At 66.8% G+C, this 15,314-nt stretch carries 12 protein-coding genes; 7 read left to right on the top strand and 5 right to left on the bottom strand.

Annotated elements, in window-relative coordinates; genetic code table 11:
- The first annotated feature begins 25 nt into the window (after window positions 1-25).
- Window positions 26-1,663 (top strand): DUF2306 domain-containing protein, encoded by a 1,638-nt coding sequence (locus BDI24065_RS02095; protein ID WP_175029798.1) that lies wholly within the window; start codon window positions 26-28, stop codon window positions 1,661-1,663.
- A 93-nt stretch (window positions 1,664-1,756) separates the two neighbouring features.
- On the opposite strand, the gene BDI24065_RS02090 is transcribed toward BDI24065_RS02095, so the two are convergent.
- Window positions 1,757-2,677 (bottom strand): LysR family transcriptional regulator, encoded by a 921-nt coding sequence (locus BDI24065_RS02090; RefSeq protein WP_175029797.1) that lies wholly within the window; start codon window positions 2,675-2,677, stop codon window positions 1,757-1,759.
- 144 nt (window positions 2,678-2,821) lie between these two features.
- Between BDI24065_RS02090 and BDI24065_RS02085 the strand changes: the two genes are divergently transcribed.
- The 4 genes from BDI24065_RS02085 to BDI24065_RS02070 all read left to right on the top strand — a co-directional run bounded on the left by BDI24065_RS02085 (window position 2,822) and on the right by BDI24065_RS02070 (window position 10,156).
- Window positions 2,822-4,045 carry a Zn-dependent hydrolase gene (locus tag BDI24065_RS02085; RefSeq protein WP_175029796.1) on the top strand — a complete coding sequence of 408 codons (1,224 nt, stop codon included), beginning with the start codon at window positions 2,822-2,824 and terminating at the stop codon, window positions 4,043-4,045.
- 119 nt (window positions 4,046-4,164) lie between these two features.
- Window positions 4,165-4,632 carry a cupin domain-containing protein gene (locus BDI24065_RS02080; RefSeq protein ID WP_175029795.1) on the top strand — a complete coding sequence of 156 codons (468 nt, stop codon included), beginning with the start codon at window positions 4,165-4,167 and terminating at the stop codon, window positions 4,630-4,632.
- Between the two features lie 327 nt (window positions 4,633-4,959).
- Window positions 4,960-7,413 (top strand): GH92 family glycosyl hydrolase, encoded by a 2,454-nt coding sequence (locus BDI24065_RS02075; RefSeq protein ID WP_175029794.1) that lies wholly within the window; start codon window positions 4,960-4,962, stop codon window positions 7,411-7,413.
- 67 nt (window positions 7,414-7,480) lie between these two features.
- On the top strand, window positions 7,481-10,156 hold the full coding sequence (locus BDI24065_RS02070; RefSeq protein WP_175029793.1) for a GH92 family glycosyl hydrolase: 2,676 nt from the start codon (window positions 7,481-7,483) through the stop codon (window positions 10,154-10,156).
- Between the two features lie 37 nt (window positions 10,157-10,193).
- Here the strand turns inward: BDI24065_RS02070 and BDI24065_RS02065 are convergent, their stop codons facing one another.
- A complete protein-coding gene (locus tag BDI24065_RS02065) occupies window positions 10,194-10,868 on the bottom strand; it encodes an ArsR/SmtB family transcription factor (RefSeq protein WP_175029792.1) in 675 nt (224 codons plus the stop codon).
- A 169-nt stretch (window positions 10,869-11,037) separates the two neighbouring features.
- On the opposite strand from BDI24065_RS02065, the gene BDI24065_RS02060 reads away from it, so the two are divergent.
- Window positions 11,038-12,279 (top strand): MFS transporter, encoded by a 1,242-nt coding sequence (locus tag BDI24065_RS02060; protein WP_175029791.1) that lies wholly within the window; start codon window positions 11,038-11,040, stop codon window positions 12,277-12,279.
- Between the two features lie 14 nt (window positions 12,280-12,293).
- The gene (locus BDI24065_RS02055) at window positions 12,294-13,115 is read left to right on the top strand and encodes an SDR family NAD(P)-dependent oxidoreductase (protein ID WP_175029790.1); all 822 of its coding nucleotides are present in this window, start codon (window positions 12,294-12,296) and stop codon (window positions 13,113-13,115) included.
- A gap of 94 nt (window positions 13,116-13,209) precedes the next feature.
- On the opposite strand, the gene surE is transcribed toward BDI24065_RS02055, so the two are convergent.
- The 3 genes from surE to BDI24065_RS02040 form a co-directional block, all read right to left on the bottom strand.
- Complete coding sequence (gene surE / locus BDI24065_RS02050) at window positions 13,210-13,989, bottom strand: 5'/3'-nucleotidase SurE (protein ID WP_175029789.1); 780 nt, start codon at window positions 13,987-13,989, stop codon at window positions 13,210-13,212.
- Between the two features lie 180 nt (window positions 13,990-14,169).
- On the bottom strand, window positions 14,170-14,478 hold the full coding sequence (locus BDI24065_RS02045; protein ID WP_069250570.1) for an AzlD family protein: 309 nt from the start codon (window positions 14,476-14,478) through the stop codon (window positions 14,170-14,172).
- Entirely contained in the window at window positions 14,471-15,205 is a 735-nt protein-coding gene (locus BDI24065_RS02040) for an AzlC family ABC transporter permease (protein WP_175029788.1), read from the bottom strand. The genes BDI24065_RS02045 and BDI24065_RS02040 overlap by 8 nt, the downstream gene beginning before the upstream one ends.
- Between the last annotated feature and the right edge of the window lie 109 nt (window positions 15,206-15,314).

Raw genomic sequence — 15,314 nt, 5'->3', positions numbered from 1 at the left:
CGACGCACGATCAGGGAGAGACGGGATGGCAGGATCGAATGACATCGGGCACCCGGCGGCGAAGGCGGCCGCCATCGCGGCGGCGCGTGCAGGCGACGTGCCGGGCGGCCGCCTGCGCACGTGGGCCATCGTGGTGTTCGTGGCGTTTGCCATCGTCACTGTCCTCTACGCGCTGACGGCCATCGCGACCGGGCAGGCGAATTTCGGCGCGGTATCGGGCGACGCGCTGCTGCATGCGCGCGAACAGCTTCGCGCGATGTCGATCGCCGGGGCCGATCCGGGCTGGGGGCAGGTGCTCGGCACCGACGATCCGTTCATCTGGATCGCGGCCAGGCTGACGTCGGCGCGGCTCATGTTCGGCGAGAATGGCTTCTACGACACCGTGCTGTACTACGCGCAGATGCCGAAGGTGAACATCGTCATCCTGTCGCTGCACAACATCCTGGGCGGCACGTGCATGCTGCTGGGCGCGCTGCAGTTCTGGCCGGCGCTGCGCCGCAACTATCCGCGCTGGCATCGCACGGCGGGCGTGGTCTACATGGTGTCGTCGCAGCTCGCGATGATCGGCGCGATGACCTACATGGTGCGCACGCCGGTCGCGATGATGTACGACACGCTGACGTTCGCGACCGGCCTCTGGTTTCTCGCGCTGGGCGTCACGGCATCGCTGTGGATGTCGATCCATCACCTGATCCGCCGCGAGATTGCCCAGCATCAGGCGTATATGGCGATCAACTACGGCTTCCTGCTCACGGCGCCGTTCACGCGCATCGACTGGATCTGGGCCGCGATGGTCTATCCGGACGTCAACCAGAACACGTCCAATTTCTCGGCGGTCGCGGTGCTGATCGCGCAATGCATGCTGTTCGGCTACCTGCTGCTGTGCATGAACCGCTGGTTCCAGAAGTCTCGCCCGGCCACGGGCCGTGCCGCCCCGGTTGTCCCGGCGGCGTTGACGGAGACGGTTGCCAAAGTGGGCGTCGCCGTTCTGTCGGTGTTGAGCATCGCCGCGCTGGCCGCCGTCGTCGATCACTACCTGGTGACGCCCGGCCTCGACCGGTTCCAGGCCGGCAAGGACTGGATTCCGGCCGGACTCGCCGCGTTCCAGGGCAGCGTGCTGCGGGCGGCGCCGGGCTCTCGCTGGCTCTATGCCGCCAGTGCGATCGGCGTGTGCGCGCTCGCACCGTTCCTGCTGCGCGCCGCGTTCATCGGGAAGCCGCAGCCGGCGCGGATGATGCGGCTCGCGACTGCGACCGGCGTGCTGACTGCCGCAAACGGCGCCGTGTTGCTGTACTGGGGGCAACTGCTGGGCGGGCCGACTGCGATCACGTCGTCCGGCGGGACGCCGTTCCAGATGAACGGTGCATTCGAGCTGTTCTTCGCGGTGCTGCTGCTGTGGGGTGTGATGCGTGAGCGTCATGCGCTCGTCAAGGAGTGGAGCCTGTTCGCCGTGCTCTGCGTGCTGGCGCTGCCGAGTTTCTATGCGCTCGTGCCGCTGATCGGGTGGATCTATCTTCAGATCGGCATGCCGGATCTACAGCACTACGTCGACATCACCAGCATCTATCGCATCGCGATCAGCATCGGCCTGATTCTCGCGATGCTGGCGGGCTCGCTTTACGCGGTCTACGGCAGTGCGACGCAGGAGAAATTCGCACGCTAGTCGCGTTTGCGCGAAGCAGGCCGGAGCGGGGCGGGGCGCGTTCGCAAGCGGCGCAGATGCAGAGCGTTCGCGCCATCGCGTCGCCGACGTCCGTTACCGGCCGTCGGCGCTGCCCGTGACCGCTGCGGCCGCCACCTTCAGGCACTCGATGAAATGCAGCGCGGCCGGCGTCAGCAACGCATGCCGCCGCATCACGATCGCGACCGTCAACGCGGGCATCGGCTCGGCAAGATCCAGCACGACGATGCCGCGTGACTTGCGTTCGACGTCGGCGAGCGGCCGCGCGAACACGCCGAGCGCATCCGTCTGCGACACGAGCCCGAGCGTCGCGGCAAACGACGGGCAGTGGACCACCCGCTTCGGCACGTCGATGCCGAACGGCATGAAGATCGAGCGCACCAGATCGTCTCCCCCGTCGCCGTAGCGCGGCACGCACCATTGCGCATCGACGAGCTCGCGCAGCGAGCGGGCGCGCGCGAGCCGATGCCGGCTTCTCGCGACGACCGCGAACGCCGTCCGGAACAACGGAATGCTCGCGAATTCGTCGGGGTCCGGCATCGCGTTCGATAACTGATGCGTGACGATGAAGTCGAGCGAGCCGTCGCGCAGCCGCGCGAGATCCGTCGCGGTCAGCGCATCGTCGACGTTCAGCGTCGCGCCGGGCAGGTCGCGCGAGAACGCGGCGAACGCGCGCGGCAGGATCGTCAGTGCAACGGTCGGACTCACCGCGATCGACACCGAGCCGGTCGTGCCCAGCCGCAACTGCTCGATTTCGTCACGCGTGCGCTGAATCTCCTCGACGATCAGCCGCGCGCGAATCGCGAACGCGCTGCCGTAATCGGTCAGGGCAATTCCCTTCACGCTACGCACGACGAGCGGCACGCCGAGTTCCTGTTCGAGTTCGCGCACGATGCTGCTGATGGCCGGTTGCGTGACGCCGAGTACGCGCGCCGCGCCGCGAATGGTGCGATTCTCGGCGACCGCGAGAAACGCATCGAGCTGCTTGAGCTTCATGAATGACCGATCCGGAGGCGAAGGAAACACGGGGTTCCGGGCGGAACACCGGGTGACAAGAAAAAGTTATCGTCCACAACGAAATCTTGGATTTTTCTTATTGGGTCGAGTGTATATGCTCGGTGCTTTTCAGGAGCGGTCACGATGATTCTCGTAAACCAGCAACGGCTGTGGAATTCGCTGATGGAGATGGCGACGATCGGCGCGACCGCGCACGGCGGCAGCTGCCGGCTCGCGCTGAGCGACGACGACGCGCTCGGCAGGCGCCGCTTCATCGCGTGGTGCGAAGCAGCCGGCTGCGAGATCCGCATCGATCCGATCGGCAACGTGTTCGCTCGCCGGCCGGGCACGGAACCGGGCTTGCCGCCCGTGACGTGCGGCAGCCATCTCGACACGCAGCCGCTCGGCGGCCGCTTCGACGGCGTCTATGGCGTGCTGGCGGGCCTCGAAGCGATTCGTACGCTGAACGAGCACGGCATCGCGACACGGCATCCGATCGACGTCGTCGCGTGGACCAATGAAGAGGGTTCGCGCTTCACGCCGGGGATGATGGGCTCGGCCGTCTATGCAGGCGCGCTGGATCTCGACTACGCGCTGGATCGCCCGTGCATGCAGACGGGCGCGCTGCTGCGCGACGAACTCGAACGCACGGGTTTCGCCGGTCCCGCGCGCGAGCGGCAAATGCCGAAGGCTTATTTCGAAGCGCATATCGAGCAAGGGCCGGTGCTGGAGCAGGCCGGTTTGCCGATCGGCGTCGTGACGGGCGTGCAGGGCATCTACGAACTCGACGTCACGGTGACGGGCTTCGAGTCGCATGCGGGCACGACGCCGATGAGCGTGCGCCGTGACGCGATGGGCGCGGCGGCCGCGATGATCGCCGCGATCGTCGAGCACGGCCACACGTTCGACGCCGATGCGCGCGTGACGGTCGGCCATGTCGCGTGCCAGCCGAATTCGCCGAGCACGATTCCGGGCAAGGTCCGGTTCAGCGTCGACGTGCGCCACCCGTCGCGGCCGGCGTTGCAGCAACTGGTCGCCGACATCGAAGCGATCTGCCTGCAACGCACCGCGCTGCGCGGCACGAGCGTGCAGGTGCAGACGATCGCCGAATACGAGCCGGTGGTGTTCGATGCGGAATGCGTCGAGCGCGTGCGGCAGGCCACGGCTGCCGCCGGTTATCCGTACAGGGAGATGTGCAGCGGCGCGGGGCACGACGCTGTGAACCTGTCGTACGTCGCGCCTTCCGCGATGGTGTTCGTGCCGTGCAAGGCCGGCTTGAGCCACAACGAAGCGGAAGATGCCGATCCGGTGCACCTCGCGCAAGGCGCGTCGGTGCTGGCGAACCTGCTGGCCGATTGCGCGCGCTAGCCGCGTGCGATCGCGGGGCTCGCAACCCCTCTGCAAGCGTGAAAATGTCGGACAATGGCCGCTGCGCGCGCCATGCCGGCGCCGCATTCAACCGAAGCATTCACGCTTGCGAGATCCCCATGTCGACTCCCTTTCCCCGGGAACTGCTGAAGGCCGCCGATATTGCGAAGATGGAACCGACGCGCGCGGTGCATTCGCTGAATCCCAATGCCGTTCGTCTCAAGCGACAACTCAGCGACCTGACCGGCCTGACGCAATTCGGTGTTCATCTGCTCACGCTGATGCCCGGTCACGAATCGGCCGAGTATCACCGTCACCTGTACGAAGAAGAGTTCGTGTACGTGCTGTCCGGTACGGGTGCGGTCACGATCGGCGAGCGCACCGAGGCAATCGGGCCCGGCGATTTTCTGGGCTTTCCGCGCGGCGGTGAAGCGCATACGGTGCAGAACACCGGCGATACGCCGCTGGAGCTGCTCGTCGGCGGGCAGCGGCTCGAACACGACGTCTGCGAATACCCGCGACTCGGCAAGCGGCTCTATGTCGCGGGCGACCTCGAGGACTATGTCGATCTGCCGAAGCAGCGTTGATCACCAATCGTGCATTCACTGTCTCATTCCGCATAAAAACCGAATCAATAACCTCTTGTTTAGATAAACAAAATAAAAATTCGTAAAAACACGGGGTAGAGAAAACACGTTTATTTGGGCACGCTTGTGCGCATTGTCCGTTCCTGGGCGCCGGTATTTCGACATGCCGGCGCGTCTATTTCCAGGTGCGCGAATTCGGAAATAACGACACGCACCCGGGATTTTCGACCGATCGGCCGGGCAAGCGGAATTCATCGAAAGCATCCTGATTTAAAGCTCAGTAGTTCGAATCAACATCCTGATTCAAGAACGATACGGAGACGGGCGATGTCCAGGAACTGGGGGTTGGGAACGGCGCTGCTGGCGCTGTGCGTTGTCTTGGCTTCTTGCGGCGGCGATGGCGATTCGCCGTCGGCGGCCGCTGCGAACATGGCGGCGTCCGCGCAGTCGCAAGGCAATGAAAACGGCAACGGCGGCAACGACAACAGCAACGGCAACGAAGCGTCGAAGAAAAACGCCGACATCCGCGTCGCGCAGTACGTCAATCCGCTGATCGGTACCGACTACGCGACCGACCAGCCGGCCGACCCGGTCGGCTCGGGTCTCGGCGGCGGCACGTTCCCGGGGCCGACGGTGCCGTTCGGGATGATGCAGTGGAGCCCGATGACACCGACCGCCCAATACGACAGCAGCAAGGGCGACGGCTCCGGCTTCTCCGGCGGCTACTGGTACGGCGACACGTCGATCAACGCATTCAGCATCCTGCACCTGAGCGGCACCGGCTGCTGGGCGAACGGCGGCTACCTGAACGTGATGCCGCAGCTCGCGCCCGGCGATGCCGGCACGCCGGCCAGCTTCAGCCACGCGAACGAAACCGCGCAGGCCGGCTATTACGGCGTCACGCTCGGCAACGGCATCAAGGCCGAGCTGACGACGACGCTGCGCACCGGCTTCGCACGCTTCACGTATCCGGCGCTCACGCAGGGCCAGCAGGCGACGATCGCGATCGATCCGACCGTGCTGAACAACCGCGCGCAAGGCACGACGAGCGACACGGTCAGCCAGGTCGGCGACCGCGCGTTGTCGGGCACGATCGCGGGCGGCGGATTCTGCTGGGCCGGGCATGCGGTGCCCGTCTACTACTACGCGGAATTCAGCCAGCCGTTCGCGGCGAAGCCGGCGCTGTCGAACAACAGCCCGGTGACGGTCACGTTCAAGGTCGACAGCACGCATCCCGACGTGATGATGAAACTCGGCATCTCGTTCGTCAGCGAAGCGAATGCGAAGGCGAACCTGCGCGCCGAGAATCCGGAAACGGATGCGCAAGGCAGCCGGAACTGGCGCTTCGACAAGGTGCGCAGCGCGGCGAGCGCCGCGTGGAACGCGCGGCTGAACGCGATCCAGGTCACGGGCGGCAGCGATGCCGACAAGACGAAGTTCTACACCGCGCTGTATCACGCGTCGCTGCACCCGAACGTGTTCAACGACGTGAACGGCCAGTATCCGGATTTCTACGCGTCGAACGGCGCAGCGGCCGCGCCGACGCGTCAGGTCGAGAAAGGCCGCACGATGTACGCGAACTTCTCCGGCTGGGACATCGACCGCTCGTTCATCCAGTTGCAGGCGCTGCTCGATCCGGTGCGGACCAGCGACATCGTGCAGTCGCTCGTGCTCGACGCGAAAGCGTGCGGAGCGTTCCCGCGCTGGGCGTACTTCAATACCGAGACGGCCGTGATGCCGGGCGATGCGGGCTCGATCATCGTCGCGAACGCGCATGCGTTCGGCGCGACGAACTTCGACACGCAGGCCGCGCTGTCGATCATGAAGCGCAGCACCGCGCCGGGCGCCGCGTGCGCCGGCACGCCGGTGATGGGCAGCCGCGCGGACTACGACCGGCTCGGCTACGTGCCGTCGTCGGGCTCGGGCGACAACCAGACCGCATCGAACACGCTCGAATATGCGGTGCGCGATTTCGCGGTGTCGCGCTTCGCGACGGCGCTCGGCGACACGGCGACGGCCGGCACGCTGCTGAAGTCGAGCGGCAACTGGCAAAACCTGTTCGACCAGGGCGCGATCCAGCCGAAGACGTCGGCCGGCGCATGGGTTACCGACGGCACGGGCTTCATGGAGGGCAACTCCGAGCAATACACGTGGTACGTGCCGCACGCTCTCGCCGGCGTGGTCGCGCAGGCCGGCGGTGCCGCACCGGTCGTCAAGCGGCTCGACACGTTCTTCACGCACCTGAACATCGGCACCGTGCAGCCGTATTTCTACGTCGGCAACGAAGTGACGATGGCCGTGCCGTGGGTCTATGCATGGGCCGGTGCGCCGTCGCATACGCAGCGCGTGCTGCACGCGTCGTTCGCGAACGAGTTCGGCACCGGCGCGGCCGGGCTGCCGGGCAACGACGATCTCGGCGCGATCTCGGGCTGGTACGTGTGGGCTGCGCTCGGTCTTTATCCGGTCGTGCCGGGCGTGAGCGGCGTCGCGCTGTCGAGCCCGCAGTTCGAGAAGATCACGGTGCGCGTCGGGCAGAAGGACGGCAGCTACCGCTTGCTGCACATCGTCGCGCCGGGTGCGGGCTCGGGCGACAGCGCGTCGTTCTACGTGAAGTCGCTGAAGCTGAACGGCGCTTCGTACTCGACCGCGTGGCTGCCGTTCGAGCAGATCGCGAAGGGCGGGAAGCTGTCGTACGCGATGACGGCCGACGCGAGCGCCACGTCGTGGGGCACCGACGCATCGGCGATGCCGTCGTTCCCGCAGGCGGCCAGCGCGCCGTAACGGTCAGGGAGATCAACGAGCGGTTCTTGCCAACAGGATCGACGCAGAGAGAGGGAGGGACGAACGGATGAAGCTACGTCATGTGGTGGGTATCGGGTGCCTTGCCGTGTTGTCGGGGTGCGGGGGCGATCAGGGTTCGACGGATGCGAGCGTGCTCGCGCAGATCTCGAACGCGCAGGGCAACCAGAACGACCAGGGCAACCAGAACGACCAGGGCAACCAGAACGACCAGGGCGATCAGAACGGGAACGGCGGTGCAGTCAAGCGGTCGGTGCTGCACAGCGTCGACCCGATGATCGGCACCGCGAATCTCGACATCAATGCGGACTGGAGCAGCGGCGTGCGCGGCCACGGCCACGTGTACCCGGGCGCGACCGTGCCGTTCGGGATGGTGCAGCTCGGGCCGGACACGACCGGCGGCGCGCACACGCTGCCGTGGAACTGGGATCGCACGTCGGGCTACCAGTACGACGATCCGTTCATCACCGGCTTCACGCATACGCACCTGTCGGGCACCGGCATCGGTTCGGGCGGCGAAGTGCGGTTCCTGCCGACGCTGGCGCCGGTCGACACCGCGACGCTGGCCAAGGTCGCCGCCGATGCGTCGATCACCTACAACGCGTCGTTCAGCCACGACGACGAAACCGCGAGCCCCGGCTACTACCGTGTGAAGATGGCGCCGGTCGGCAGCGGCAACACGCCGTGGAACGTGCAGGGCGCAAAGATCCTCGCGGAGATGACGGCCACCGCGCATGCAGGCGTGCATCGCTACACGTATTTCCCGAGCGCGGCCGCGCAGAAGCGCAGCATGATCGTCAGCATCGACAACCCGATCGGCGGCTCGACCGCGAGCGGCAAGATCCAGGTCATCGATGCACAGACGATCGCCGGCTGGGAGATCACGAACAACTGGGCGAACAACAAGCCGACGTATTTCGTCGCGCGTTTCTCGAAGCCGTTCGATACGAAGCACGTCGCGTTCAGCGCCGACGGCTTCAAGGCGTACCTTACGTTCGCCGACGGCAACGACAGCGGCGGCGCGGTCACGGTGAAGGTCGGCATCTCGCCGTCGAGCATCGCGGATGCGCAGGCCAATCTCGCATCGGAAGTCGGCGCGAAGTCGTTCGACCAGGTGCGCGGCGCGGCCGAGCGCGTGTGGAGCACCGCGCTCGAGCGGATCAAGATCAAGGGCGGCAGCGCCGACCAGCGGACGATGTTCTACACGTCGCTGTACCGCACGATGCTCGCGCCGACCGTCTACAACAATGCGGACGGCAGCTACGTCGGCACCGATTCGACCAACGACGGCACGACGTCGCCGCCGACCACGAGCAAGCATGCGAATCCGGGCTTCGACTATTCGTCGACGTTTTCGCTGTGGGACACCTTCCGCGCCGAGTCGCCGCTGATGACGCTGGTGCAGCCCGAGCGCGTCGACGGCTGGGTGAAGTCGCTGCTCACGCAGTTCAGGCAGAACGGCAAGGGTGAGCTGCCGGTGTGGCCGCTCGCGCAGACGGAAACCTTCACGATGGCCGGCCATCCGTCGATCCCGCTGATCGCCGATGCGTACCTGAAGCACCTGACGAGCGCCGGCATCGACGACATCTGGACCGCATTGACGACCACGCAGGGCGCGAGCGCGCACGGTTTCGACCAGTATCGCCAGAGCGGCTACGTGTACGCGGGCGACAACGCATCGGTGTCGACGACGCAGGACTATTCGTTCGACGACTGGGCGACGGCCGCGGTCGGCAAGGCGGCAGGCAAAAGCACGGCCGACTACCGGCCCTACCTGCAACGCAGCCAGAACTACCGGAACGTGTTCAACCCGGTGCCGAACAACGGCTGGAAATTCTCGCAGCCGAAGGATTCGCAGGGCAACTGGGTGGCGGGCTTCGACCCGACGGCGGCGGAGAAGACGGACTTCTCCGAATCGAATTCGTGGGTCGATACGTGGAACATCTTCCACGACTTCCCCGGCCTCGTTGCGTTGCTCGGCGGCAAGAGCCAGTTCATCGCGCAACTCGATCGCACGTTCGATCCGGCCAACCCGCTCACCTTCCTCAACAACCAGGGCTTTCCGGACCTGACCGGCCGCAGCGGCCAGTTCTTCGCGGGGAACGAGCCGGCGAACCACCTGCCGTACCTGTACGACGTCGCGGGCATACCGTCGAAGACGCAGGACCGCGTGCGCACGGTGATGGACGACATGTACTCGCTGACGCTGACGGCCGGCGATCGCGCGCTGTTGAGCGGCGACAGCCTGAAGGCCGCGCTGGCCGACCCGCGCCGCGTGCGCGATGCGGCGATTCCCGGCAACGACGATTGCGGGCAGCTGTCGGCATGGTACGTACTGTCCGCGCTCGGCATCTATTCGCTGAATCCGGTGGGCGGCGTGTTCTACCTCGGCACGCCGCTGTTCGAGGAGGCGACGATCGACATCCCGGTTGCATCGGGAGGCGGGGCAAGCGGCGCATTGAAGTTCGGCGCGACGCGGCGTTTCAAGGTGACCGCGCATACGGCCGGCGGCGGCGCGCCGTCATCGGTCAATCGCTATGTCCAGTCGGTCAGCCTGAACGGCACGCCGCTGCATCGGCCGTACATCACGTACGATGAGATGAAGGCCGGCGGCACGCTCGACTTCGTGATGGGCTCGACGCCGAACGACGCATGGGTCGGCACCTGGAACGGGCAGGATCCGAACAGCGCGCTCGCGCCGTCGCTGGCGCTGGCCGGCAAGTAACCGGCAAACGGCCCGCTTCGACGCGGGCCGTGTTGCTTCATCCGGCGGCGCCGGTCTCGACCGCGAGGCCGGCCGCCTTCCACTCCGGAAATCCGTCTTCCAGTCGCACTGCGTTGAAGCCGCGCGCGCGCAGTGCGGCGACTGCTTCGACCGCAAACACGCAATACGGGCCGCGACAGTAGGCGACGATCTCCGTCCCGGCCGGCAACTCGCTGACGCGCGCATCGAGCTCGGACAGCGGGATGTTCAGCGCACCCGGCAGGTGGCCCTCCGTGAATTCGTCGTTCGGACGCACGTCCAGCAGTGTGACGAGGCCGTCCGCGAGCCGTGCGGTCAGCTCGTCGCGCGACACGGGCTCCAGCGCATCGCGCGCGTGGAAGTAGTCGCCCATCACCTTGTTGACCTCGGCGACGTTGCGCTCGCCCACGCGGCCGAGCGCCTTCATCAGCACGACGACCTCGCTGTCGCCGGCGAGGCGATACACGATGTGCTTGCCGCGCCGCTCGGTATCGACGAGGCGCGCGCGCCGCAGGATCTGCAGGTGCCGCGACGTGTTCGCGAACGTCATCCCCGACAGCGCCGTCAGTTCCTCGACCGACCGCTCGCGCTGCGCGAGGTGCTCCAGCAATTCGAGCCGGTTCGGATGGCCGAGCGCCTGCGCGACCTCGGCGAGGCTCGCATAAATCGCTTGCTTGGGTCCCGTGCTTGACACGTGGCCTCTCCTCGATCAATCATTCATCAAATTGATTGAATGTTACCGCATTCGCGGGACGGAGGCAATTCGATGGTTCTCAGACCCTTCCTGCATCCCGATACGGGAGGCATTTCAACCCTGTTCGGCTGCGGCGGCAAGGCGACCGGCGCGGCAGGGGGCTGATGCGATGGTAAACGTAGCGATAGCGCGCGGCGGGCGCGCCGTGGCGCTCGGGCTGCGCGAGAACTGGCGGCAATTCGCGCTGCTCGTGCTGGTCAATGCGTTCGTCGGCGGGATGGTCGGCATCGAGCGGACCGTCGTGCCGCTGATCGGCGCCGAGCAGTTTCATCTCGAGTCGACCGCGCTGATCACGTCGTTCATCGTCAGCTTCGGGCTGGTCAAGGCGTTCGCGAACCTCGTGTCGGGCCAGCTCGCCGATACGTGGGGACGCAAGCGCGTGCTGATCGCCGGCTGGCTGCTCGGCCTGCCGGTGCCGTTCATGATCATCGCGGCGCCGAACTGGGAATGGGTGATCGCCGCGAACGTGCTGCTCGGGTTGAGCCAGGGGTTCGCGTGGTCGATGACGGTGATCATGAAGGTCGATCTCGTCGGCCCGAAGAGCCGTGGCCTGGCGGTCGGTCTGAACGAATTCGCCGGCTATTTCGCGGTGGGCGTGACCGCGTTCGCGACCGGCTATCTCGCGAGCCGCTACGGGCTGCGGCCGACGCCGATCTATCTCGGCGTGTTCTATGCGATCGCGGGCCTGCTGCTGTCGATCCTCGTCGTGCGCGACACGCGCGAGCATGTGCGGCTCGAAAGCGGCCAGCCGGCCGGCGCGTCCGCGCTGTCGTTCCGCGAAGTCTTCATGCTGACGTCGTTCCGCAACCGCAACCTGTTCGCGGCGTCGCAGGCCGGCATGATCAACAACCTCAACGACGGGATGAGCTGGGGCATCTTCCCGCTGTTCTTCACGACGCTCGGGCTCGGCATCGAGCGGATCGGCATCCTGAAGGCCGTCTATCCGGTCGTGTGGGGCAGTGGCCAGATCGTCACCGGGCCGCTGAGCGACCGCTGGGGGCGCAAGGGGCTGATCGTCGCCGGGATGTGGGTGCAGGCGGCCGCGCTCGCACTGACCGCGCTGACGGGGCAGTTTCGCTGGTGGTTCGTCGCGAGCGTGCTGCTCGGTCTCGGCACGGCGATGGTCTATCCGAGCCTGATCGCGGCCGTGTCCGACGCATCCGAACCCGGCTGGCGCGCGCGTTCGCTGAGCGTGTACCGGTTCTGGCGCGATCTCGGCTATGCGATCGGCGCGCTGTCGGCCGGCCTGATGGCCGACCGCTTCGGCTTCGCTGCCGCGATCCTGGTGGTGGCCGTCGTCACGTTCGTGTCCGGGGGCGTCGTCGCGCTTATGATGCGGGAACGCCACTGACAGGGTTCCCCGATATGGACGCGCCGCTCCCGCCGATGTCTGCCCCGATTCCCGAAACGGAACCTGAAACCGAAACCGTCGCCGAGCCGCGCGCATCGCGCGTGCATCGGCCGGTCGCGCTCGTCACCGGATCGACGTCGGGGATCGGCGCGGCGATCGCACACCGCCTGGTGGCGGACGGCTACGCGGTGATCCTGCATTCGCGCAGTTCGGTCGACGTGGGGCGCGCGATGGCGCGCGAACTCGGCGCGGCCTATGTGCAGGCCGATCTCGCCGACGATGCCGAACGCGTGCGGCTGGTCCGCGAAGCCGTTGCCGTGCACGGGCGGCTCGACGTGCTCGTCAACAACGCGGGCGTCAGCCGCGTGATTCCGCATGACGACCTCGCGGCGGCGACGCCCGACGTGTGGCGCGAGATGCACGAGATCAACGTGATCGCACCGTTCCGGCTCGTCGCCGAGGCGGAGGCCGCGCTGCGCGAAGCGGCATCGCACGGGCGGGCCGGGTGCGTGGTGAACGTCAGCTCGCATGCGGGCGTGCGGCCGAAGGGCGCGTCGATTCCGTATGCGGCGGCGAAGGCGGCGCTCAATCACACGACGCGGCTGCTCGCGAAAACGCTCGCGCCGGCGATTCGCGTCAATGCGGTCGCGCCGGGGCTCGTCGATACGCCGCTCACGGCCGACTGGACGGACGCGCAGCAGCTCTGGCGCGAGCGCGCGCCGATGCGCCGTGCGGCGACGCCGGACGACATCGCGCAGACGGTCGCGATGCTCGTCGCGTCCGACTACGTGACGGGCGAGATCGTGATGCTCGACGGGGGAATGAACCTGACGTGACTCGGTGAAGCGGTGACGGGGAATGCGGCCGCGCAACCGCGCGCAGGTGTCACGCGCGCGATTGCCGCGACCGCTTGCTTGCCGAACGACGCGATCAGCCGAGGCGCGACCGCAGTTGCGCAAGTGCCTGATCGTGCGTGCGCTCGAACTTCAGCGGCGTGACGGCGACATACCCTTCGGCGAGCGCGACCGTTTCCGAGTCCGCATCGTCGTCGCGCGGCGCGCGGGCGAGCTTCAGCCAGTGATATTCGAAGTCGCGCGGGTCGCGCGCCGACACGATCTCGACCCCCTGCAGCGTGCCGGCGCCCTGGTTCGTCACCTTCAGGCCGCGCACCTCATCGGCGGGCCGCGGCGGGAAATTCACGTTCAGGCACGCGTCGCTGTCCCAGCCGGCGGCCACGAGCCGGCGAATGACGTCCGGCGCGTGCGTGCGTGCCGTGTTCCACGGCACCGCGTTGCGATCGGTGAAGGCCTGGCTCAGCGCGATGGCCGGCACGCCGACCAGCATGCTCGTCATCGCGGCGCCGACCGTCCCCGAAAACACCGTTTCGGTGCCGAGGTTCCCGCCGCGATTCACGCCGGACAGCACGATGTCGGGCCGTGCGTCCTTCATCAGGTGGCTGATCGCGATCGCGACGCAATCGCCGGGCGTGCCGCGCACCGCGAAGCGGCGTTCGCCCTTGCGATGCACGCGCGGCGGGTCGTGCAGGCTCAGCGAATGCGACGTGCCGCTCTGGTCTTCCGCCGGTGCGACGATCCACACTTCGCGCGCCAGTTGCATGGCGACCTGTTCGAGCACGTCAAGGCCGGGGGCGTCGATTCCGTCGTCGTTGGTGAGCAGGACACGGTCGAACAGCGGGCGGGTTTCTTGCATCGGGACGATCCTCGCGGAGATGGGCAGTGAGAGGGAGGTGCAGCGTGGCGCAAGCCACAAGGCTAGCATTCCCGCGTGAGGATCGTCGTGTCGCGGGGGCGGCGCGGATGTGAAAACGGGCGCATCGCGCGCCCGTTCGTCGGTGGCTGTGCCGCGGCGTGCGCGGCGGGTCGGAACCGCTCAGCCGAGCAGGTGCCGCAGCAGGCCGGCCGACACGACGCCGACGATGACGGTCGGCAGGATCGAGAGGCGCGTTGCCGCGATCAGCGTAACGGCCAGCGCAAGCAGGTCGGCCGGGCGCGTCGACACGAAGGCCGGCGCGATCACCGAGATCAGCACGCAGCCGGGCACGTTCTCCATCACCGACGCCATCCGCGGGCTCAGCGTGCGATTGCGCAGCAATACGTAGCCGAGGATGCGCGACAGATAGGTGGTCGACGCCATCAGCACGATCGTCGCGACCGTGCTGAAATCCGGGAAATCAGGCATCGCGCGGCTCCCACAGCAGCGCGGCGATCAGCCCCGCGCAGGCGCCGGCCGCGACGTACCACGCGCCGGGCACGGCCAGGTGCGTGGCCGCTGCGACGACGAGGCTCACGAACCACGGTCGGCTCGCCCGCATCCCTTTCCACATCCCGCGCAGCAGCACCAGAAACACGGCCGTGAACGCCATGTCGAAGCCGTACTGCTCGACGTTGCCGATCGTCGGGCCGACCGCCGCGCCGAGCGTGGTCATCGAGATCCACGTCAGGTAGAGCCCGATGCAGATGCCCGCGTAATACGGCACGCTGATGTGCGTGGCCGAGCGCGCCCAGGCGTCGGCGAGCGACATCGCCCAGCTTTCGTCGCACATGAAGAACAGCGCGAAGAACGCGCGGCGGCGCGGCAGGCGGCGGATATACGGCTCGAATGCGGCGCCCATCAGGATGTGGCGCGAATTCACGAGGAACGACATCGCGACGATCAGCGCGATGTGCGGCGGCGATGACCACAGGTGGATCGCCGCGAATTCGGAGCCGCCGCCGAAGTTCATGCCGGTCATCATCGGCACTTCGAACAGGCTCAGCCCTTTTTGCGCGGCCTGCGCGCCCAGCACGAGCGCGAACGGCACGAAACCCAGCATGACGGGTAGCGCCGCGCGCAAACCGCGACCCATCTCGGCGACATAGGCGGGCTTGTCGCGAAGCCCTGACGACGTTGAAACGCTACTGCTCATTACTCCTCCTTCGGGGGAGGAATTGTCTGCTTTTTTGACTCGAATCGGGTTGCGTTGTGGCCAGATTTTTCTCAGAATTTGGCATTGAACGCGTGATACGCGATTTTTT

This window comes from Burkholderia lata (genome assembly GCF_902499025.1).
Lineage (GTDB): Bacteria > Pseudomonadota > Gammaproteobacteria > Burkholderiales > Burkholderiaceae > Burkholderia > Burkholderia lata_C.
The sequence above is the reverse complement of the archived record's forward strand: the minus strand, read 5'-3'. Positions and strand labels throughout refer to the sequence as shown.

Coding starts and splice junctions, on each gene's coding strand:
- BDI24065_RS02095 (WP_175029798.1), top strand. CDS start 26: ATGGCAGGATCGAATGACATCGGGCACCCGGCGGCGAAGGCGGCCGCC.
- BDI24065_RS02090 (WP_175029797.1), bottom strand. CDS start 2,677: ATGAAGCTCAAGCAGCTCGATGCGTTTCTCGCGGTCGCCGAGAATCGC.
- BDI24065_RS02085 (WP_175029796.1), top strand. CDS start 2,822: ATGATTCTCGTAAACCAGCAACGGCTGTGGAATTCGCTGATGGAGATG.
- BDI24065_RS02080 (WP_175029795.1), top strand. CDS start 4,165: ATGTCGACTCCCTTTCCCCGGGAACTGCTGAAGGCCGCCGATATTGCG.
- BDI24065_RS02075 (WP_175029794.1), top strand. CDS start 4,960: ATGTCCAGGAACTGGGGGTTGGGAACGGCGCTGCTGGCGCTGTGCGTT.
- BDI24065_RS02070 (WP_175029793.1), top strand. CDS start 7,481: ATGAAGCTACGTCATGTGGTGGGTATCGGGTGCCTTGCCGTGTTGTCG.
- BDI24065_RS02060 (WP_175029791.1), top strand. CDS start 11,038: ATGGTAAACGTAGCGATAGCGCGCGGCGGGCGCGCCGTGGCGCTCGGG.
- BDI24065_RS02055 (WP_175029790.1), top strand. CDS start 12,294: ATGGACGCGCCGCTCCCGCCGATGTCTGCCCCGATTCCCGAAACGGAA.
- surE (WP_175029789.1), bottom strand. CDS start 13,989: ATGCAAGAAACCCGCCCGCTGTTCGACCGTGTCCTGCTCACCAACGAC.
- BDI24065_RS02045 (WP_069250570.1), bottom strand. CDS start 14,478: ATGCCTGATTTCCCGGATTTCAGCACGGTCGCGACGATCGTGCTGATG.
- BDI24065_RS02040 (WP_175029788.1), bottom strand. CDS start 15,205: ATGAGCAGTAGCGTTTCAACGTCGTCAGGGCTTCGCGACAAGCCCGCC.